Source organism: Rickettsiales endosymbiont of Stachyamoeba lipophora, from assembly GCF_003932735.1.
GTDB lineage: Bacteria > Pseudomonadota > Alphaproteobacteria > Rickettsiales > 33-17 > RICK01.
Window position 1 is genome coordinate 1,050,413 of sequence record NZ_CP033611.1, and the last position, 18,853, is coordinate 1,069,265.

Below are 18,853 nucleotides of genomic sequence, written 5' to 3' on the forward strand. Positions count from 1 at the left end.
TTCTTATGATTCAGATGGGTACACGTCTTGAAGTTGCAGATAATTCTGGAGCTAGTGAGATTGAATGTATTAAAGTTTTAGGTGGCTCAAAAAAATATATTGCAGGTATTGGTGAAATTATCAAAGTATCTGTGAAAAAGGCTGCTCCTAGAACTAAGGTTAAAAAGGGTGAGATTTACTTTGCTGTAATAGTAAGGATAAAAAAAGAAATAAGAAGACCTGATGGGAGCTTTATCAAGTTTGATAAAAATGCTGCTGTATTGCTTAATAAGCAATATGAACCTATCGGAACTCGTATATTTGGCCCAGTAGTTAGAGAATTGCGTGCAGGTGGTTTTATGAAAATAATATCATTAGCCGAAGAGGTGTTATAATTATGAATAAATTTAAGAAAAACGATTTAATAGTAGTTATTACGGGCAAAGATCGTGGCAAAGAAGGTAAAATTCTTAAGGTTATACCTAAAGATAGTAAGGTGATTGTTGAGAATATTAACACGGTTACTAAACATGAAAAGCCAAGTTATTCATCAGCCGGTGGTAAAATAAAAAAGCCAATGCCGCTTGATTGGTCTAATGTTGCGCATAAAGATCCCAAGTCTGGTAAACCATCACGTGTTAAATTTGTAATACTTGATGGTGAGAAGAAAAGAGTTTTGGTCAAATCAGGTGAAAAGCTTGACTAAGTAATTTAGGTTAAAAATATGACTGCTAGTAAATTAAAAAACTATAAAGAAAAGTATAAAACTGAAGTTGTTAAAAAACTTCAAGAAAAGTTTAAATATACAAATGTAATGCAAATTCCAAAAATTGTTAAAATTGTAGTTAATATTGGATATGGGGAAGCTGCACAAAATTCAAAATTAATGGATAATGCAGTTAAAGATTTAACTTTAATAGCTGCTCAAAAACCAGTGGTTACTAAAGCAAGAAAGTCTATTGCTTCATTTAAGTTGCGTGAAAATATGCCGATTGGTTGTATGGTAACTTTGCGTGGTGATAAAATGTATAGTTTCTTAGAAAGGCTTGTGTTAGTTGCCTTACCAAGGGCAAGAGATTTTAAAGGATTTTCTAAAAAATCTTTTGATGGCCGTGGTAATTTAACAATTGGTGTTAAAGAGCAAATTATTTTCCCGGAAATTGATTACGATAAGATTGATAAAGTTAGAGGTTTAGATATTACCATCGTTACTACAGCTACTTCTAATGACGAAGGTTATGAGCTTTTAAAATTATTTAATATACCTTTTTATAACTAAAGAAGGAAGTTATGGCGAAACGTAGTGCTATTCAAAAAAATAATAAAAGAAAAAAACTATCCAATGGACAGTTTTTAAAAAGACAAAATTTACAACAACAATGTAAAGACGAGAATCTACCTCTTAGTGAACGTTTCGAAGCAGCGCAAAAACTTGCTGAGCTTCCAAGAGATGGCTCATATATTAGAGTTAGAAATCGTTGTGAAATAACAGGCAGACCAAGAGGTTTTTATAGAGATTTTAAAATGTCTCGTATTGCATTAAGATCACTTGCTAATCTTGGGTTGCTTACTGGTGTTAAAAAGGCAAGTTGGTAGGAGCGAATTATGTTAACTGATATTGTTGCAGATTCATTAACAAGAATTAGAAATGCTCAAATGGCAATGTTGTCATATGTTGAGATTTCATTCTCAACTTTTTTAGAAGAGATTATGGAAGTTCTTAAGGAATCTGGTTATATATCTGACTATGAAGTTATCGGTGAAGTTAAAAAGATTATTCGAATTAATCTTAAATATCATAACGGTAAATCTGTTATTTCTCAGATAAAAAGATGTTCCAAGCCTGGTAAAAGAGAGTATGTTCAAATTAAAAATTTACCAAAATACTTTAATGGCTTGGGTATATACATTTTATCTACGCCTAAGGGTGTTATGACTGATCATAAAGCTCGACATTTAAATGTTGGTGGCGAATTAATTTGTTGCGTATTCTAAGGTATAGTTATGTCAAGAATTGGAAAATTACCTGTTAATATACCTAATGGTGTTAATGTTACAGTAGATAAAAATAATTTAGTTACTGTTAAGGGACCTAGAGGTGAACTTTCTGCGGTTATTAATAAGCTTATAAATGTTACCTTGGAAGATAATAAAGTTATCGTATGGCCAAGAGATCTTGATGACATTAAAAATTTAAAGTCACTTGATCGTAAAGCAAAAAGCTTATGGGGTCTTTCAAGAACCTTAATTAGTAATATGATTAAAGGTGTAAGTGATGGCTTTACTAGAGAATTGGAAGTAAATGGTGTTGGTTTCCGTGTAGCTACTGATGGTAAAATATTAAGTCTAAGTCTTGGTTATAGCCATACTATTAAATATCAAGTTCCAAAAGGTATTGGCGTAACGGTAGTACAAAATAAAGTTACTATTGCTGGTATTTCAAAGCAAGAAGTTGGTTCAGTGGCCGCTAAGATTAGATCCTTTAAAGTTCCTGAGCCTTATAAAGGTAAGGGTATTAAATATTCTGATGAGACTATCTTAAGAAAAGAAGGCAAGAAAAAATAATATTAATAATTGGGTATCTATATGGTTAATCCAACATTACGTGCTGAAAGACGTAAGCAAAGAGAAAGAGCAAAAATTAGGCGAGTTTCTAAAAGACCGAGATTATCTGTTTTTGTTTCAAATAATCATACTTATGTTCAGATTATCGATGATCAAGAACATAAGACTTTAATATCTGCATCTACTGTTGAGACAGAGCTAGCCAAAGAGTTTTCAAATGCAAGAAATATTGACGCTGCATTTAAAATGGGTGAAATAATTGCAGAACGTGCTTTAAAAAATGGTATTACTAAAGTTGTGTTTGACAAAGGTGGTAAGCCATATCATGGTCGTATCAAGGCAATTGCTGAAGGTGCAAGAAACAAAAAATTAGATTTCTAAGGTATATTTATGGTGAGAATATCAAAGAAAGAGAAGCAGGTAACTGAATCAAATTTCAAAGAATATGCGGTTTCGTATAAAAGAGTAACTAAAGTAGTTAAGGGTGGCCGTAAATTTAGCTTAACTGCATTGTTTGTAGTTGGAGATCAGAAAGGCAATGTTGGTTTTGGACATGGTAAAGCTCCTGAAGTTGCTGATGCAAAGAAAAAAGCTATAAACCAAGCTAGAAAAAATATCGTAAGAGTGCCATTAAAAGAGAATCGTACTTTACATCATGATGTGATAGGGGTATATGGTGCTTCTCGTGTTATTCTGCGTTCAGCTCCTCCAGGTACTGGTATTATTGCTGGTGGTGAAGTACGTAAAGTATTAGCTGCACTTGGTGTGCAAGACGTAGTAGGAAAATCAACTGGTTCTAATAACGAAAATAATATTATTAGAGCAACCTTTGATGCATTATTAAAGCTAAGCTCACCTAAGCATATTGCTGAAAAAAGAAATAAAAAGGTAAGCGAAATCATTAGTAATCGTGAATCAACTGTAAATCATAAGAGTATTGAAAATGAAGTTGAAAATAACACAAATTAAAAGCGCTAATAGAAGACCTGAAGATCAACAAGTTACTCTTACTGCTTTAGGTTTAAAAATGAATAAATGTGCGGTTCATGAAGATACTTCTTCAATCAGGGGCATGATTTTTAAAGTTAAGCACTTGATTAAAGTTGAAGAAGTTAATAATAATTAAAATATAAAATAGAGTTAGATTATGGAATTACATCATCTTTTTCCTATGCCAGGTTCAGTTAAAAAAAGAAAGCTTCTCGGTAGAGGGATAGGTTCTGGTAAAGGTAAAACTTGTGGTAGAGGTACTAAAGGTCAAAAATCGCGTTCTGGTGTATCTATTAATGGATTCGAAGGTGGTCAAATGCCTATCCACAGAAGACTTCCTAAAAGAGGCTTTTCTAGTATCAACAAACAAGAATATCAATTAATTAATTTAGCTGATATTCAATATTTAGCAGATTCTGGTGTGATAAAAAAAGATAGTAATATTACCAGAGAGTTTTTACTTGAAATCGGATTGGTTAATAATTTAAGAACGCCTATTAAGCTCTTGGCTGATGGTGAATTAACTATAGCGCTTACATTTAATTTGGATGCTTACTCCAGTAAAGCTAAAGAGTTAATAACTGCAGCTGGTGGTCAAATAGCTTAATTTCTATATATAGATATGAAATCTTCACATTTAAATCATTTAAATTCTAATTATCTTGCTAGTATAAAGCAAATCCAGAAAAAAGTTTTTCTGGTTTTGCTTATGCTTATTGTATATCGGGTTGGTTGTTATATTCCTTTGCCGGGAATAGACGCCAAAGTTCTTGAATCACTTTTTCAAAAAAATCAAGCTGGTTTGCTTGGTATGTTTGATATGATTTCAGGTGGATCTTTAGGGCGTATGACCATTTTTGCTTTAGCAATTATGCCGTATATTACTGCTTCTATTATTATGCAGCTCTTATCGGTTGTAGTTAAAGATTTGGAAACTTTAAAAAAAGATGGCGAAGCGGGCCGTAGGAAAATAAGCCAATATACCCGTTATCTTACTATCTTATTATGTATAGTGCAGTCTTATGGTATATCGGTTGCTTTAGAAAACATGTCAACTGAGCTAGGTAGCTTGGTTTTGATTCCGGGTCCTTTATTTAAAATTATTACAATGACATCGTTAACTGCAGGAACCATCTTTTTGATGTGGTTAGCTGATAGAATCTCATTGCAAAACATTGGTAATGGAACTTCATTATTAATTTTTTCTGGAATAATTTCAGGCTTGCCAAATGGGATATTCAATTTATTTAACTTGGGTAAGACAGGAGCTGTTTCAGGATTGTCAATAATTTTTATAATTGCATTTGCTGCATTGTTGTTGACAGTGGTAGTTTGTTTTGAGAGATCCTCACGCAAACTTTTTGTACAATACCCTAAGCGCCAAGTTGGTAATAGAGTATATGGAGGGCAATCTTCATTTTTACCACTTAAGCTAAATCCAGCAGGTGTTATCCCTCCTATTTTTGCTAGTTCGTTGTTACTTTTTCCATTAACTATTGTAAATTTTAGCAATAAACAATTTGAATCGGAATGGTTAAACTGGTTAATTACTAATTTAGCCCATGGTAGGTTGTTATATATAGTATTATATACGCTGCTTATAGTATTTTTCTGTTTCTTTTATAGTACTATAACAATTAATCCTCAGGAAACTGCTGATAATTTGAAAAAAAATGGTGCTATTATACCTGGTAAAAAGCCTGGAGAAGCTACTGCAAAGTATATTGAATATATTGTTAATAGGATTACAGCTGTTGGTGCAGTATATTTGGTTTTAGTATGTTTGTTCCCAGAAATTTTAGTGTCTAATTTCTCTATTCCCTTTTATTTAGGGGGCACTAGCATTTTAATTGTTGTTAATGTCATTATGGATGGGTTTACTCAAATACAAACCCATCTATTTGTGGGTCAATATCATTCTTTAGTAAAGAAACACGAAAATAAGAAAAGGTAAAAATGATTATTGTTTTCTTAGGACCTCCTGGTTCAGGTAAAGGTACTCAGTCATCTATTTTATGTAAGAAATTTAATTTAAAGAAAATTTCTACAGGAGATATTTTTCGTGAATTATCTGTGCAAGATACTGCTCTTGCTCGTGAGGTAACGCAAGTTATGTCAAGTGGCGGTTTGATAGATGATAATTTGGTTACTAAAGTGTTAATTGATCATTTAGAAACTAAAAACTTACAAGATCATTATTTATTAGATGGTTTTCCTAGGACTTTAAAACAAGCTCTTTATTATGATAAATATCTTGTAGAAAAAAATAAAACAATTACTAAGGCTTTCTTTTTAGATGTGCCGGAGAGCTTGCTTGTGAATAGGGTAAGCTCGCGTATTACTTGTAGTAATTGTGGAGAGGTGTTTAATATCAATCAAAATATTAAACAATGTAGTAATTGCGGTTCTGAACAATTATCAATACGAAAAGATGATAATATTGAAATCGTACAGAAACGTATAGAAAACTATAAAGCTCAAACGCTGCCGATTATTGATTTTTATCATAATCGTAACCTGTTGGTTACTATAGATGGTTCGTTACCAATTAATATAGTAACTGAAGAAATTATTAGTCATATAAGTTTTGTTTAATTTTGTTGACTTGTAGCCTTTTTTTAATAGAATATGCAGTCATTGTTAAATTAATGAATTGTTAAGGAGATAATCGTGGCACGAATTGCCGGTGTTAACGTACCAACAAATAAAAGAGTAATTATTGCTCTTACCTATATCCATGGAATAGGAAGTGCTAGAGCTGCAACAATTTGTAAAGATTTGAAAATTGAGAATCTGAGAAGAATTAATCAGCTTACTGACCAAGAAATTATCGAAATACGAGAGTATATTGAGAAAAGCTTTATGGTTGAGGGTGACTTAAGACGTAAAGTAGCTATGGATATTAAGAAGCTAATTGATTTAGGTTCTTATCGTGGCGTAAGACATCGTAAGAGATTACCTGTTCGCGGTCAAAGAACTCATACTAATGCTCGTACTCGTAAAGGAAAAGCTAAGCCAATTGCTGGTAAGAAAAAATAGGTTTGTATGGTAAAGAAAGTTAAAAAAGAAAAGAAGTATGTTGCTGTAGGTAACGCATATGTTACTACCAGTTTTAACAATACTAAAATTACTATTACTGATACTAACGGTAATGTGATTGCATGGTGTTCTTCTGGAATTAATAAATTCAAAGGTGCAAAAAAGTCTACTCCTTTTGCTGCACAAACTAATGCCGAGATAGCATGTAAGAAAGCCAGGGATTTTGGACTTAAAAATATTATTTATTTATATATTAAAGGTCCTGGTGCAGGTAAAGAATCAGCAGCACGTGTTATATCGCAATATTTTAAAGTGCAATATATTAAGGAAATTACACCTGTTCCGCATAATGGATGCAGACCGCGTAAAAAACGTAGAGTGTAAATGAATTTATTTTATATTAAATAATAGGACTTAAGGCTATGTTTTTATTATCAAAAGCTTGGAACGATTTAATTAAGCCATCGTCTATTAATTACAATGCTAGTAAATATAATGCTAATATTGCAGATGTAGTTATTGAACCTTTGGAAAGAGGGTTTGGAATAACATTAGGTAATGCACTAAGAAGAGTATTGTTATCTTCTCTTCAAGGCTGTGCCGTTACAGCTGTTAAAATTGATGGTGTATTACATGAATTTTCTCCCATTCCTGGCGTTAAAGAAGATGCAACTGATGTTATTTTAAACTTGAAATCTTTAGTGATAAAAAATCATTCTAACGATAGAAAGAAATTACGTTTGTCTGTAACCGGTCCTTGTGAAGTAACTGCCTCGATGATTGAAACATCTGGAGATGTAGAAATTTTAAATCCGGATTTAGTAATCTGTAATTTAGACGTTAATGCCTCACTTAATATGGAAATTTACTGCACTAATGGTAAAGGTTATGTGACTGCAGCAAATAATAAAAAAGCAGATGATCCTATTGGATTAATAGCTGTTGATTCATTGTTTAGCCCAGTTAGGAAGGTAAACTATAAAATAGAAAATAGTCGTGTAGGCCAAGTAACTGACTATGATAAGCTTATTTTAAATGTTGAGACTAATGCTGCTATTGATCCCGAGACTGCTGTTGGGGTTGCAGCTAGAATTTTACAAGATCAATTTCAAGTGTTCATTAACTTCCAAGAGCAAGAAGTGGTTAAGCACGAAGAAGAAGAGCCTGAAATTAAAATTGATCCACGCTTACTTAAAAAGGTCGATGATCTTGAGTTGTCAGTTAGATCACAGAATTGTCTTAAAAATGAAAACATTGTTTATATTGGTGATTTGGTTAGAAAGACTGAAGGTGAGATGCTTAAAACTCCAAATTTTGGCCGTAAATCCTTAAATGAAATCAAAGAAGTATTAACTGCAATGGGTCTTAAATTTGGAATGGATGTACCAAATTGGCCTCCAGAAAATATTGAAGAATTATCCAAAAAATTTGAAGATCCATACAATTAATTAGGTTGTTGATATGAAACACAATAAAAATACAAAAAAACTTAATAGAACCTCTGCTCATCGTAAGGCTCTATTAAATAATTTAGTGCTTGCTCTGTTTGAACATGAGCAGATTAAAACTACTGTACCTAAGGCAAAATTTCTTAAACCATTTGCTGAGAAGTTAATTTCATTAGGTAGAATTGATACTTTGCACAATAGAAGAAAAGCTTTATCCGTGCTCAAAAATGAAATGTTAGTTAACAAGCTGTTTACAGTTTTTGCTGATCGTTATAAAACTCGCCCAGGTGGTTATACTAGGATTTTAAAAGCTGGATTTAGATACGGTGATATGGCTCCGGTAGCTTACATACAACTGGTAGATTCAGATAAGCTTGCACAAGCTTAGTTAAAAAAAGGGAGGTGACTCCCTTTTTTTATTTCTTACATTTCTTTTGTCTTATTATAATGGTTCCTAAAGCATAGCACAGTTATATAGCGTACTATACTTGCTATACTCTCCCAAAAATGATCGTGAATTTTAACCCTTTGTTTTCCAACCGGTTGATAAATATCTGCTCATTATATAAAACTTTGTAATTAAAAGAGTTATTTTAGGGCTTTTTGTTTAACTTTATTGTATTTAAGATATGTAATTAGTTAGTATAGATAGAATTGCATTAGCCGTATAGAACTAATCTTAACTTCAATTTTTGTTTGCTATAGTTTCAAGTTTTACTGTATTTCTTATTAAAAATTTATAATCTTCTATTAATTAATAATCTCATTTTGGTGCCAGCTTGACTATACATTATTTTAATATTATTTGGGTAACTGTGTAAAATACAAGAATAAAATCTATCGGTATTTTTGTAAATATTATTATGTTGCTATGCAACAGAGCGGCTAAAATTACTAGAATTCGTATGAGGGATATGGCTGCGTTTATTGCTGAAAAATGGGCTGGAACATTGGGTTAAAGTTGAAGATAAATTATTTTTGCACCCATATTTATTATGGTATAATTTTTTAAAGATAGATCGGAAATTAAAAGGGATGCTATAACTTTAGTAATTTCTAAAAAGATTGCTTCTGTGTTTCAAGGGTTGTGATCCAGGTTTTAGGCTTTAATAATAGGTTATGTAAGGTAAACTAATATGCGGCCAAGCTCATTTTCTTTAGTTGAGATTAATATATTTAGCTAAAAACGATGTTTTCCAGGATAGGTTTTTCTAGATTTGTTGTAATTTGCATATGTTGAAAAGCTCATGCATTTTAACTTTCCTGTCATCTTCTGAAAAAAATGTTATTACGTTGTTCTTTTATATTTGTTGGGTTGCTCATAACTACATCTTGTATATAGAGTTTGTATACCGTCTAAATTTTAACTATCACTACCTTAATTAATCTGCCAATTTATATAATAATTGTTTAAGATAGACTTGGCTGTGTATCTTGATTAACTTCAAATTCTATTTTGTCTTGCAAGTTATTTAAATTAGGAACAAGTGAATATATCTATATTTAGAGATGATAATAGAATATAGTAAGCAGTAATGAAATAAATTATTGAGAAACAATTTACTTCAGCTAATGTAGCTCGTTCTTCTATATCTCTTGAGTATGCAATGAGCCTAATTATAGAGTGAGCACAACAGAGTGAATCTCTTGACTGCTAAATATATCTGGATTAGCTTATCAACATTAGTGGTTTGTAAATAAATATAAAAGTTATTAATATGATGAAGAAAAAAAGTAAATTAATATTACCATGTATTAGTTTTGGGATAATGTTTGTAATTTTAATTTTTTTAGGTGCCTGGCAGTTAAAACGGCTGGATTATAAAGAACATCTTATACAAGGAATTCAAGCAAAAACAGATCTTCCAATAATGGAAATTAGCTGCAAAGATTTAGAGCGTAATTTTAATCAAGATTCGTTTTATCGCAAAATTAAAATCAACGGCCATTATGATAATTCAGAGAATCTATTTGTTTATGCGGGACCTATGGCTATTAGAGGTAAACCTGGGTATTTTATGCTAAGTAAATTTATATGTGATGATGGCACTAATCTGCTTGTTAATCAGGGATGGGTTGAAACTTCACATTTAAATAGTTATAAAAATAATGACCCAGCGGTAAATGTAAATTTAAATGCAACAATAATGCCATCAGAAAAACCAGGGACTTTTACTCCAGAAAATGAATTAAACAAAAATATCTGGTATTATATTGATATTAAACAGGCAGCAAAACATTGGAAAACAGATTTTTCTAATTTTTATCTAATGCGCTCGTATGAAAATAGTATTTATCCTATCGGCAAAAACCCTTCCCCTAATTTAAAAAATAATCATCTGTCTTATGCCATTACCTGGTTTAGTTTAGCTATAATTTTAGCGGGTATATTTTATTTTAGATTTATTTCCTCCCCTAGATCATCATAAATTATATCTTTTATTGCGTGGATTTAGTTCATGTAATAACTATGTTAGCGTATGAACTCTTGTGAGATTGTTTGATATTAACAAAAAATATATAATCATAAATATGACCCAATTTGTGCTTAAATCTTTATTGGTAATAGTTAGAATAAATTTTTGCGAAGCTGATATGTTATATAAAACCAGTAATAGCAAATACTATGAAAAATAAACTTGGATTCTGTATGCCCACTATGATGATTAAAGCTACTGAGTAAAGTGTAACCCTTGCATCATGTTAGCAAGCAAGGTAACAAACTTTGTAAGTTTAAATAGTACATAGTATAATTGGCTTAATAAATAGTTGATCAAGGGCTGAATAATCGGTCCTTTATCGTTTAATATCAATTTACTAGTGCTTGAGAAATAAAGATTAGTTCGTTATTCATCAAGAATGAGCTTAGTTTGAAATGGTAATAAAATTTTTTTTAAAATTATTATAGTTGTTTTAAGTTTATCAGCTAGAGGTTAATAAATTTTTGAAAAATACAAAGCTAACTATAAATTTCAATCGACAAAATATCGTGTGGTGTGGTTATATTCGAGCTGGTAAGCAAATAACGAAATAATTTAAATTTTTGCAATATAGTCATGATAAATCATAGTGTTTTATACTGTTTAATTTTTCTTGAGGGTTATATTGTATTATCCATAGAGCTTTTAGCTATAAGATTGCTCATCCCTTTTGTGGGAGGAGGAATTGAAGTGATTTCTATAATAATTAGCAGTATTTTGCTTCCTCTAGCCTGTGGTTATTATTACGCTGGCAATTTAGGCTCTAAGCAAAGACATTTATCTATACGGCGTATTTTACTGCGAAACTTGTTTGTAGCTTTAATTTTTTGTACTTTAGGCCTGTCATACATAATTCAAAGTCTATTTTTCCTTAGTATTGATTTAATAGGAATTAAAAATCATATTTTACAAACCGTAATATTCTCTATGCTTTTTTTAGTATTGCCAACTTTCTTGTTAGGACAAATTATTCCGTTAGTTAGTAATTATTTTAATACTCAAAAACTCGGTGTAGTGGCAGGAAGAATTTTATTCTTTTCAACTACCGGGTCGTTTGCTGGGTCTATTTTAACTACTGTCGTATTGATGATGATTATAGGGGTCAATAATACGGTTATATTAGTAATGGGGCTTATGTTGTTATTAATTATAATGCTCAGTCGAAGAATTTATAATTTAACAGTGATATATTCTATAATAGTATGTGCTATTGGAGTGATGCTTAATCATACGAGTGTATTTCGTAATGCAAATATTGTATCTAACAACGCCTACAATATGATCAGCATTACACATGATGAGATTAATGATATTAGTAATATGTATATTAATCATTCCAATTCATCACGTTTTAGCTCTGAAAATGCAAACAAATTTAAATATATAGCCTACATAGAAGATAATTTTATAAAACCCATCCTTGCAGGTAAACAAAAAAGAATATTAGTTATTGGGGCAGGAGGGTTTACACTAGGATATGAAGATAATAAAAATTTATATAGTTTTGTAGATATTGACCCTGATCTTAAGAAGGTTGCAGAAGAGCATTTTTTACCTCATAAAATGGGGCCTAATAAGAAATTTATATCAATATCCGCAAGGTCATTTCTTAGAAAAAATATAGATAAGTTTGATTTGGTTATTTTGGATGTATATTCGCACGCAATTTCGGTTCCTCAAGAATGCCTTACTAAAGAATATTTTGAACAAGTAAAAAATATAATAGCAGAGGATGGTATTTTAGTTGCTAATGTAATTGCACAACCTAATTTTAAAGATAAGTATAGTCTTCGCGTACACAACACTCTTAGCTCTGTATTTAATCCTCACTCTAGACAAATAATACAAAACTTTGACCCTTGGGATAAAAATAATTCCCGAGCTACTAATAATGTATATATTTATTTTAATAATAAAGAAATAGATAACCAAATTTATACTGATAACAAAAATACAGCTGCTATTGATAAATAGCTCGGTTACACTATTTTTGTAAGATTTTATCCCTCTCTTATATTCCTAAACTTATTATTTCTAGGCATACCCAGCGGAGCCATTCTACCAACTGATGCCCTATTACCAGTGTAAGGAGTGAGGTCTGTTAAGGTTTTATTGCCGTATTTAAGCCCTTCCTGTTGATTAAAAATAGTAATATCACTAATATTGCCATCTTTATATTTTTGTAAGGTTACCCCTTGGCCTTTACGCATAACCGGAATTTGGGTAATTGGGAAGATTAGCAGCTTTCTGTTTTGCCCGATCACTGCGACCATATCTCCCTTAATAATTTGTACAAAAATAAGCTTATCTTCTCCTGAAATATCAGCAATTTGCTTACCATTTTTAGTTTGGGCAATTACATTACTCATTTCAGTAATAAAGCCTTTGTTGTTACTACTGGCTAAGAGAATTTTGTGTTCCGGATTATATTCAAAAATTTCTAAAATGTCATCCTCCGGTACAAGATCGAGAATTATTCTAATAGGTTCGCCGGCACCTTTGCCGCTAGGGATCTTATCGGCATTTAAAGTAAAAAATTTACCTTTTAAGGAGCTTACAATAATTTTTTCAGTATTATGAGTTGGTAAAATAAATTTTACATTGTCACCATCTTTAAAGTTATTATCACTGATCTCGCTTTGATGCCCTTTTAATGACTTTAACCAACCTTTTTGGGAAATGATTACAGTAATTGGCTCTTTTTCAATAAAAGCATCGATGTTAATATTAACAACTTTAAGTTCTTGATCGATTATTTCGGTTCTTCTGTTGCTTAAAGCAGGGTTTTTCTCAAAGTTAGTTTTCAGTTCTTTAATTTCTTTGTTTAAAACTTTTTCTAGTTTTTTAGTATCATTTAAGATTGATTCTAATTCTTGTTTTTCACTATTTAAGCTATCTTGCTCTTTTTTGATCTCAATTTCCTCAAGCTTTCTTAAGGACCGTAAGCGGATATTTAAAATAGCTTCTGCTTGTTTCTCGGTAATGCTGAAGGTTTTAATGAGTTCAGCTTTTGGTTCGTCACTCTCACGAATGATTTTAATGACGTGATCAATATTTAAATGAGCAATTAATAATCCGGCTAAAGTCTCTAGCCTATCATTAATATTGCGGAGGCGGAATTGGGATCTTTTGGTAATAATTTCTCGTCTAAATTTTAAAAACTCACTAAGCACTTCCTTAAGTGACATAACTCTTGGTGCAAGATTTGGATCAAGCACGTTTAAATTTAAATTAAATCTGGTCTCAAGTTCAGTCAGTTTATACAAAGACTCCATTAGTAACTCGGCATCTACCCCTTTATTTTTAGGTTCAATTATAATCCTAATATCTTCGGTAGATTCATCTCGAATATTACCAATTAAAGCTAACCTTTTATCTTTGAGTAGATCTGCTAGCTTTTCAATCAACCTGGATTTGTTTACTTGATAAGGAATTTCAGTAATAATAATTTGATACATATTATGGGATAAATTTTCTATTTCCCAACGAGCCCTAATTTTAAAGCTTCCCTTGCCAGTTTTGTATGTCTCAGTAATTGATTGCCTGGTTTCATACATAAGTCCACCAGTAGGAAAATCTGGACCAATTATAAAGTTGGTCAATTGCTCATGACTAATTTCGGCATTATGGCTTAAGGCTATTAGTGCATCACAAATTTCTAGAATATTATGGGGTGGAATACTTGTGGCCATACCAACAGCGATACCTTCGGATCCATTGGCAAGTAAATTTGGAAATAAAGCAGGCAAAACCTCAGGTTCTTGGTCGCTACCGTCATAATTTGGTCTAAACCCTACAGTTTCATTTTCTAGGTCGGCAAGCAGTAAGGTTGAAGTGTAGGTTAATTTTGATTCAGTATAACGCATGGCTGCAGCGTTATCGCCATCAATTGAACCAAAGTTCCCTTGGCCTTCTATCAGCGGATATCTTAATGAAAAATCTTGAGCAAGTCTTACTAACGTATCATAAACGGCAGCGTCACCATGAGGATGGAATTTACCTATTACATCACCCACTACACGGGCGCATTTTTTAAAGCCTGATTTAGGATCAAGCTTGAGTTCGTGCATAGCGTAAAGCAACCTTCTATGCACCGGTTTTAGACCATCTCTTACATCAGGTAATGAGCGCGACATAATAGTGGAAAGTGCATAAGATAAATAACGGCTGCTTAGTGCGTTACTAAAACTTTCATTTTCAATAGTTTCTTTATTTTCTGGATCCATGGATATAAAACTCAATTAATACGGAACTGTAGCGTGTGACTAATTTATAGGCTAAAAGCAAGTATTTCAATATTATACTTACATATTATGCTTGATTAAAATAAAATGATTTAAAATTTGTTGAAGATAATGTTTAAAAATTGAAGGTTTGGTTAATTCACGATTGCGATATAAAAATTTTTCTATAAAAAAACTATTTACTTTAAGCATCTCTACTAATGAGCTTGCTGAATGATCACCTTGCAAAAATTGTGGCATAGTAAATAATTTATCTTGATAGGGATCTCCTGCTTGCTTAGAAACCGCGCGCCCAGTTTTAGGAGAAAGATAAATTAATTCTTCTTTGCTGCCGCTAGCTGCACATTCGGTATAATCTAGCCTATAACCGCTGATTGATAGATAAGTTAATAACAGCATATTTAATTCTAACAAAGGAGAAGTGCTATTTTTTATTTTAGCAATAAAATCTTGAATTTGCATATAAATTTTGGGTTCTGGTTGGTATAATGGGGTGGTTTCATTAACTAAATTTAAAGAACAAAGCAATATGTTTAACAATAGTGAATTATCAAAAAATTCAATATCCAATGCTTGCTGCAATTCTAGCTTGATAAAAGTAAGTTTGTGACCTTGTTTTATTTTAAAGTTGGCCACCACCTCATTGCCAATAGAGGCAATAAACTTATTCTTGTTAGCATACCGATATAGAGTACTAATCAGACCATGCTCTTTGGTAAAAATATTAAGTACAAAAGAATGTTCTCCGTAACATTTTTTGCTTAAAATAATGCCTTCATCGTTTAAATTCATATTGGTTTTTCGGCTGTAAGCTGGTCAAGAGATTTTCTAATTTTTGGGTCTTTCCAGTTTACCGTACCTGGTAGTATTTCTATAATATTATAATTTTTATCAACAATGAAACTAAAAGGTAGCGATTTAATTAACATTTTCTTAAAAAGTGCATTTTTAGGATCTACAAAAATTTCTAGATGTTTGATATTATACTTTTTATAATAGTCTTTGATAATTTCTAAATCTTTAAAGTCTTCTGAGATTGCTATCACTTTAAGCGGTTTTTTGCGATAATCTTTTTGAAGTTGATCTAATTCTTGTAACTCAAGATAGCTTGGTTGAAACCAGGTAGCCCAAAAATGAACTATTAGCACATTTTCATCATATTTTTCAAAATTAATTTGTTCATTTTTAGCAGTTAAAAAGCTGCTTTCGCTATCAAGCTTATCAGCATGTGCTATTAGGCTTAGGTTTAAGGTTAACAAAAATATCGCTAGTTTTGCAATAAGCATATTGACAATTTTCATAAAATCTTTCATAACCTCTGTATCAATTGTGGCTGGGTAGCTCAGTGGTAGAGCAGGGGAATCATAATCCCTTGGTCGGGGGTTCAAATCCCTCCCTAGCCACCAATTTTATTCAGTTTCTCTAGTGAGTTCCTCAGCAATCTGCACTGCATTTAGAGCGGCACCTTTGCGGATATTATCACCTACAATCCACATGTTTAAACCATAATCAACTGATTCATCAATTCTGATTCTTGAAATCATTATTTCATCGCTTTTTACAATTTCCATGGGTGTGGTGAAATCATCTTCGTCAACTAGCACTCCAGGGGCTGTAGTTAATGCATTTTTAGCTTTATCTAAATCGATCTTATCATGAAACTCTACATTAAGTGATATAGAGTGTCCAATAAACACCGGTACTCTAACGCAGGTAGCAGTGACTTTAATATTTCCACCTAATACCTTCCTGGTTTCTTCTACAATTTTTTGCTCTTCTTCAGTAGCGCCGTTCGGTAAATAATCACCAATTTTAGCAAGAATATTAAAGGCAATTTGTTTTTCAAATATTTTATGTTCGGCTTGTTGATACATTATAGTAGATTTAGTTTGGTTGAATAATTCATCCATGGCTTTTTTGCCGGCACCAGAAACAGATTGATAAGTTGAAATTACAATCCTTTTAATTTTAGCAAGATTCATTAATGGTTTTAAAGCAAGCACAATCGGTATCACCACACAATTTGGATTGGCTATTAATTTTTCATTGCCTAATGCGTCTAAGTTAACTTCTGGAACAATTAAAGGAATATTATGTTCCATTCTAAAGGCAGAACTGTTATCAATTACAAAGCAGCCAGCTTGCGCAGCCTTTTCAGCATAATTCTTTGAAACATTACTTCCTGCAGAAAATAGTGCAATATCAACTTTACTAAAATCAAAATCTTCAAGTGATTCTACTTTTAAAATTTCAACCTCTCCAAAACTTACGTCTTTACCGGCGGACCTTCTTGAAGCCACTGCATAAACCTTTTCTACTGGGAATTCTCTTTCGCTTAGTAAAGCAAGCATTTCTCTTCCTACAGCGCCAGTTGCACCTACTATTGCTACATTATATTTTTGCACTTTTAACCTGTTGTTTATAATTATTATAGAGGTACATTAATATTTTAGTTTGAATATGCAATTATAAAGATCTAAAATATTAAAAAATAACCTATTAACAAAATATTATGCGCCGAATGTGGTCTTGTATAATTAAGTTTCTCCTTCCAATGCTTGTTTTAAATATTGAGCTTTATGCGCAGAACTTAAATTATTATAATATATTTGATTTTAAAGTTACGCTGCTTGATGGTAAAGAGCTTGATCTGGAAACTGAAAAAGGAAAAGTATTATTAATTATAAACGTGCCTGCAAAATGCGGGTTTACCGGACAATTGCAGCAGCTGGAACAAGTGTGGCAGCAGTATAAAGATAGGGGGTTGTTAATGATTGCTATTCCTTCAAATGATTTTAATGATAAGCAAGCATCAACTAATAAAGTGGATGATAAAGAATGTAAGCTTGATCAAATTGCTACTTTTCCAATAGCAGCGCCGTCTAAAGTTATTGGAGATAATGCTCATCCAATTTATCAATGGCTTAAAGCTAGTAGGGGTATGGCAAGTATACCTGAAAATGATTATTTCAAAGTTATAATAGATTCTGATGGAGAGATAAAGGAAACCTATGGTAACAATATCTCTATCCTTTCGTCTAGTATAATCAAATCTATAGAAAATAGCATATCTAGAATTATCCCAAATTACTAGCGTTTATGGCTTTTGATAATTTTTAATTTAATCAGGCCAATACTTAGTAAGTAAAACCAAAGATAGGCAATTAAGATTGAAGCAATGCTATCGCTTAACCAGTGAAGACCTGCGAATAATCGATTGAAAATCAATATGGTAGTGATGAAAACTACTATTCCTTTAAGTAATTTTTCTTTAGTTAAGCTGGTACAAGCTAAGTACCAATAAGTGGTAGCTAAAGCATGGCCGCTTGGCATTGAACTGCGGGAAAATTGTCTAAATTCAAATTGGGGAAAGAATTGCTTTAGCTCTACAAAATTGCCAATTGCCAAGCTGGGTGATGGCCTAAGAAAAACCTTTTCAATTTGATAATGTGCAAACATAATTGCAAATTGTAGCCAAATACTAGCTAAAATAACAAACCTTAAGGCATTCCATGGTTCTTTGGATCTGGCAATTATTACACCGAGTATTGACAACATTACCACCATATTAAGGTATTTTTCTCGCGGGTGATTAAGAATTGCCCAAAAGGATCCGTGAATATTATTTAAAGCTAATGACTTATTAAGAATGGTAAAAACCGGTAGGTCTAAAAAGGTTAAACTAATAATCAGCAATATACTAAGCAAAAAGTAATGTAATAAAAACTTCTTTAAACAAATTTGTTCCATGATCCTATTCATATTATAAGTGGTATTTTAAGCCTAAGCTATTTAGCCAAATGTGAGGTGTAAAGTAAATGCCTGAAGCTTGTAATTTCTGCTAAATAAGCTGTCTTAAATAATTTTATGAGTATTTGTATATAATATAACTTAGATTATAGCAACATTGGGATGAAAATTAGCTGATCTTGTTTTTATATAAGTATTAGTTAGCACGGTTGCTTTAATCCTACGATGAATAGATATAAACTGCTAATTCTATAATTAGATTTGCCTTGCGTTAAATACTAATATATAAATTTATTTTATTATAATAATATTCATTAAAAAAACTAATGTAAATTAATGATCTTTAGAAATAATCGGT

At 31.8% G+C, this 18,853-nt stretch carries 24 protein-coding genes and 1 tRNA gene; 20 read left to right on the top strand and 5 right to left on the bottom strand.

Going from position 1 to position 18,853, the window contains the following annotated elements:
• The first annotated feature begins 5 nt into the window (after positions 1–5).
• From rplN to EF513_RS04910, 18 genes are all read left to right on the top strand, one after another.
• Positions 6–374, top strand: a complete 369-nt coding sequence (gene rplN / locus EF513_RS04825; RefSeq protein ID WP_125216283.1) for a 50S ribosomal protein L14 — start codon at positions 6–8, stop codon at positions 372–374.
• A complete protein-coding gene (rplX, locus tag EF513_RS04830; RefSeq protein ID WP_125216284.1) occupies positions 371–685 on the top strand; it encodes a 50S ribosomal protein L24 in 315 nt (104 codons plus the stop codon). The genes rplN and rplX overlap by 4 nt, the downstream gene beginning before the upstream one ends.
• A gap of 18 nt (positions 686–703) precedes the next feature.
• A complete protein-coding gene (gene rplE / locus EF513_RS04835) occupies positions 704–1,258 on the top strand; it encodes a 50S ribosomal protein L5 (RefSeq protein WP_125216285.1) in 555 nt (184 codons plus the stop codon).
• An 11-nt stretch (positions 1,259–1,269) separates the two neighbouring features.
• Positions 1,270–1,575: a 30S ribosomal protein S14 gene (gene rpsN / locus EF513_RS04840; RefSeq protein ID WP_125216286.1), complete on the top strand. Its 306-nt coding sequence runs from the start codon at positions 1,270–1,272 to the stop codon at positions 1,573–1,575.
• Positions 1,576–1,581: 6 nt separating this feature from the next.
• Entirely contained in the window at positions 1,582–1,974 is a 393-nt protein-coding gene (gene rpsH / locus EF513_RS04845) for a 30S ribosomal protein S8 (RefSeq protein ID WP_125216287.1), read from the top strand.
• 9 nt (positions 1,975–1,983) lie between these two features.
• On the top strand, positions 1,984–2,544 hold the full coding sequence (rplF, locus tag EF513_RS04850; RefSeq protein WP_125216288.1) for a 50S ribosomal protein L6: 561 nt from the start codon (positions 1,984–1,986) through the stop codon (positions 2,542–2,544).
• A 21-nt stretch (positions 2,545–2,565) separates the two neighbouring features.
• Positions 2,566–2,925, top strand: a complete 360-nt coding sequence (rplR, locus tag EF513_RS04855) for a 50S ribosomal protein L18 (RefSeq protein WP_125216289.1) — start codon at positions 2,566–2,568, stop codon at positions 2,923–2,925.
• Positions 2,926–2,934: 9 nt separating this feature from the next.
• On the top strand, positions 2,935–3,513 hold the full coding sequence (gene rpsE, locus EF513_RS04860) for a 30S ribosomal protein S5 (RefSeq protein ID WP_125216290.1): 579 nt from the start codon (positions 2,935–2,937) through the stop codon (positions 3,511–3,513).
• On the top strand, positions 3,488–3,670 hold the full coding sequence (gene rpmD, locus EF513_RS04865; protein ID WP_125216291.1) for a 50S ribosomal protein L30: 183 nt from the start codon (positions 3,488–3,490) through the stop codon (positions 3,668–3,670). The genes rpsE and rpmD overlap by 26 nt, the downstream gene beginning before the upstream one ends.
• A gap of 21 nt (positions 3,671–3,691) precedes the next feature.
• Positions 3,692–4,141, top strand: a complete 450-nt coding sequence (gene rplO / locus EF513_RS04870) for a 50S ribosomal protein L15 (RefSeq protein ID WP_125216292.1) — start codon at positions 3,692–3,694, stop codon at positions 4,139–4,141.
• Between the two features lie 15 nt (positions 4,142–4,156).
• Positions 4,157–5,488, top strand: a complete 1,332-nt coding sequence (gene secY / locus EF513_RS04875; protein WP_125216293.1) for a preprotein translocase subunit SecY — start codon at positions 4,157–4,159, stop codon at positions 5,486–5,488.
• A 2-nt stretch (positions 5,489–5,490) separates the two neighbouring features.
• Positions 5,491–6,129: an adenylate kinase family protein gene (locus tag EF513_RS04880; protein WP_125216294.1), complete on the top strand. Its 639-nt coding sequence runs from the start codon at positions 5,491–5,493 to the stop codon at positions 6,127–6,129.
• A 75-nt stretch (positions 6,130–6,204) separates the two neighbouring features.
• Positions 6,205–6,573 (top strand): 30S ribosomal protein S13, encoded by a 369-nt coding sequence (rpsM, locus tag EF513_RS04885; protein ID WP_125216295.1) that lies wholly within the window; start codon positions 6,205–6,207, stop codon positions 6,571–6,573.
• Between the two features lie 6 nt (positions 6,574–6,579).
• Entirely contained in the window at positions 6,580–6,957 is a 378-nt protein-coding gene (gene rpsK, locus EF513_RS04890; RefSeq protein ID WP_125216296.1) for a 30S ribosomal protein S11, read from the top strand.
• A gap of 38 nt (positions 6,958–6,995) precedes the next feature.
• Positions 6,996–8,021 (top strand): DNA-directed RNA polymerase subunit alpha, encoded by a 1,026-nt coding sequence (locus EF513_RS04895; protein ID WP_125216297.1) that lies wholly within the window; start codon positions 6,996–6,998, stop codon positions 8,019–8,021.
• Between the two features lie 13 nt (positions 8,022–8,034).
• Positions 8,035–8,409 carry a 50S ribosomal protein L17 gene (gene rplQ / locus EF513_RS04900; RefSeq protein WP_125216298.1) on the top strand — a complete coding sequence of 125 codons (375 nt, stop codon included), beginning with the start codon at positions 8,035–8,037 and terminating at the stop codon, positions 8,407–8,409.
• Positions 8,410–9,739: 1,330 nt separating this feature from the next.
• On the top strand, positions 9,740–10,450 hold the full coding sequence (locus EF513_RS04905; protein ID WP_125216299.1) for an SURF1 family protein: 711 nt from the start codon (positions 9,740–9,742) through the stop codon (positions 10,448–10,450).
• A gap of 627 nt (positions 10,451–11,077) precedes the next feature.
• Positions 11,078–12,475, top strand: coding sequence for a fused MFS/spermidine synthase (locus EF513_RS04910; RefSeq protein WP_125216300.1), 1,398 nt, complete (start codon positions 11,078–11,080; stop codon positions 12,473–12,475).
• A 26-nt stretch (positions 12,476–12,501) separates the two neighbouring features.
• Here EF513_RS04910 and parC read toward each other — a convergent pair whose 3' ends face one another.
• The 3 genes from parC to EF513_RS04925 form a co-directional block, all read right to left on the bottom strand.
• Entirely contained in the window at positions 12,502–14,727 is a 2,226-nt protein-coding gene (gene parC / locus EF513_RS04915) for a DNA topoisomerase IV subunit A (protein ID WP_125216301.1), read from the bottom strand.
• A 78-nt stretch (positions 14,728–14,805) separates the two neighbouring features.
• The gene (gene recO / locus EF513_RS04920; protein WP_125216302.1) at positions 14,806–15,537 is read right to left on the bottom strand and encodes a DNA repair protein RecO; all 732 of its coding nucleotides are present in this window, start codon (positions 15,535–15,537) and stop codon (positions 14,806–14,808) included.
• Positions 15,534–16,046 carry a TlpA disulfide reductase family protein gene (locus EF513_RS04925; protein ID WP_164503828.1) on the bottom strand — a complete coding sequence of 171 codons (513 nt, stop codon included), beginning with the start codon at positions 16,044–16,046 and terminating at the stop codon, positions 15,534–15,536. Before EF513_RS04925 ends, recO begins: the two co-directional genes overlap by 4 nt.
• A 30-nt stretch (positions 16,047–16,076) precedes the next feature.
• Between EF513_RS04925 and EF513_RS04930 the strand changes: the two genes are divergently transcribed.
• Positions 16,077–16,151, top strand: a tRNA-Met gene (locus tag EF513_RS04930).
• Between the two features lie 3 nt (positions 16,152–16,154).
• On the opposite strand, the gene EF513_RS04935 is transcribed toward EF513_RS04930, so the two are convergent.
• Entirely contained in the window at positions 16,155–17,150 is a 996-nt protein-coding gene (locus EF513_RS04935) for an aspartate-semialdehyde dehydrogenase (protein WP_125216304.1), read from the bottom strand.
• 149 nt (positions 17,151–17,299) lie between these two features.
• Between EF513_RS04935 and EF513_RS04940 the strand changes: the two genes are divergently transcribed.
• Positions 17,300–17,839, top strand: coding sequence for a redoxin domain-containing protein (locus EF513_RS04940; RefSeq protein ID WP_164503829.1), 540 nt, complete (start codon positions 17,300–17,302; stop codon positions 17,837–17,839).
• Here EF513_RS04940 and EF513_RS04945 read toward each other — a convergent pair.
• A complete protein-coding gene (locus EF513_RS04945) occupies positions 17,836–18,495 on the bottom strand; it encodes a phosphatase PAP2 family protein (protein WP_164503830.1) in 660 nt (219 codons plus the stop codon). The genes EF513_RS04940 and EF513_RS04945 overlap by 4 nt on opposite strands.
• Positions 18,496–18,853 lie beyond the last annotated feature (358 nt).

Coding starts and splice junctions, on each gene's coding strand:
- rplN (WP_125216283.1), top strand. CDS start 6: ATGATTCAGATGGGTACACGTCTTGAAGTTGCAGATAATTCTGGAGCT.
- rplE (WP_125216285.1), top strand. CDS start 704: ATGACTGCTAGTAAATTAAAAAACTATAAAGAAAAGTATAAAACTGAA.
- rpsN (WP_125216286.1), top strand. CDS start 1,270: ATGGCGAAACGTAGTGCTATTCAAAAAAATAATAAAAGAAAAAAACTA.
- rplF (WP_125216288.1), top strand. CDS start 1,984: ATGTCAAGAATTGGAAAATTACCTGTTAATATACCTAATGGTGTTAAT.
- rplR (WP_125216289.1), top strand. CDS start 2,566: ATGGTTAATCCAACATTACGTGCTGAAAGACGTAAGCAAAGAGAAAGA.
- rpsE (WP_125216290.1), top strand. CDS start 2,935: ATGGTGAGAATATCAAAGAAAGAGAAGCAGGTAACTGAATCAAATTTC.
- rpmD (WP_125216291.1), top strand. CDS start 3,488: ATGAAGTTGAAAATAACACAAATTAAAAGCGCTAATAGAAGACCTGAA.
- rplO (WP_125216292.1), top strand. CDS start 3,692: ATGGAATTACATCATCTTTTTCCTATGCCAGGTTCAGTTAAAAAAAGA.
- secY (WP_125216293.1), top strand. CDS start 4,157: ATGAAATCTTCACATTTAAATCATTTAAATTCTAATTATCTTGCTAGT.
- EF513_RS04880 (WP_125216294.1), top strand. CDS start 5,491: ATGATTATTGTTTTCTTAGGACCTCCTGGTTCAGGTAAAGGTACTCAG.
- rpsK (WP_125216296.1), top strand. CDS start 6,580: ATGGTAAAGAAAGTTAAAAAAGAAAAGAAGTATGTTGCTGTAGGTAAC.
- EF513_RS04895 (WP_125216297.1), top strand. CDS start 6,996: ATGTTTTTATTATCAAAAGCTTGGAACGATTTAATTAAGCCATCGTCT.
- rplQ (WP_125216298.1), top strand. CDS start 8,035: ATGAAACACAATAAAAATACAAAAAAACTTAATAGAACCTCTGCTCAT.
- EF513_RS04905 (WP_125216299.1), top strand. CDS start 9,740: ATGATGAAGAAAAAAAGTAAATTAATATTACCATGTATTAGTTTTGGG.
- EF513_RS04910 (WP_125216300.1), top strand. CDS start 11,078: ATGATAAATCATAGTGTTTTATACTGTTTAATTTTTCTTGAGGGTTAT.
- parC (WP_125216301.1), bottom strand. CDS start 14,727: ATGGATCCAGAAAATAAAGAAACTATTGAAAATGAAAGTTTTAGTAAC.
- recO (WP_125216302.1), bottom strand. CDS start 15,537: ATGAATTTAAACGATGAAGGCATTATTTTAAGCAAAAAATGTTACGGA.
- EF513_RS04925 (WP_164503828.1), bottom strand. CDS start 16,046: ATGAAAATTGTCAATATGCTTATTGCAAAACTAGCGATATTTTTGTTA.
- EF513_RS04940 (WP_164503829.1), top strand. CDS start 17,300: ATGCTTGTTTTAAATATTGAGCTTTATGCGCAGAACTTAAATTATTAT.
- EF513_RS04945 (WP_164503830.1), bottom strand. CDS start 18,495: ATGGAACAAATTTGTTTAAAGAAGTTTTTATTACATTACTTTTTGCTT.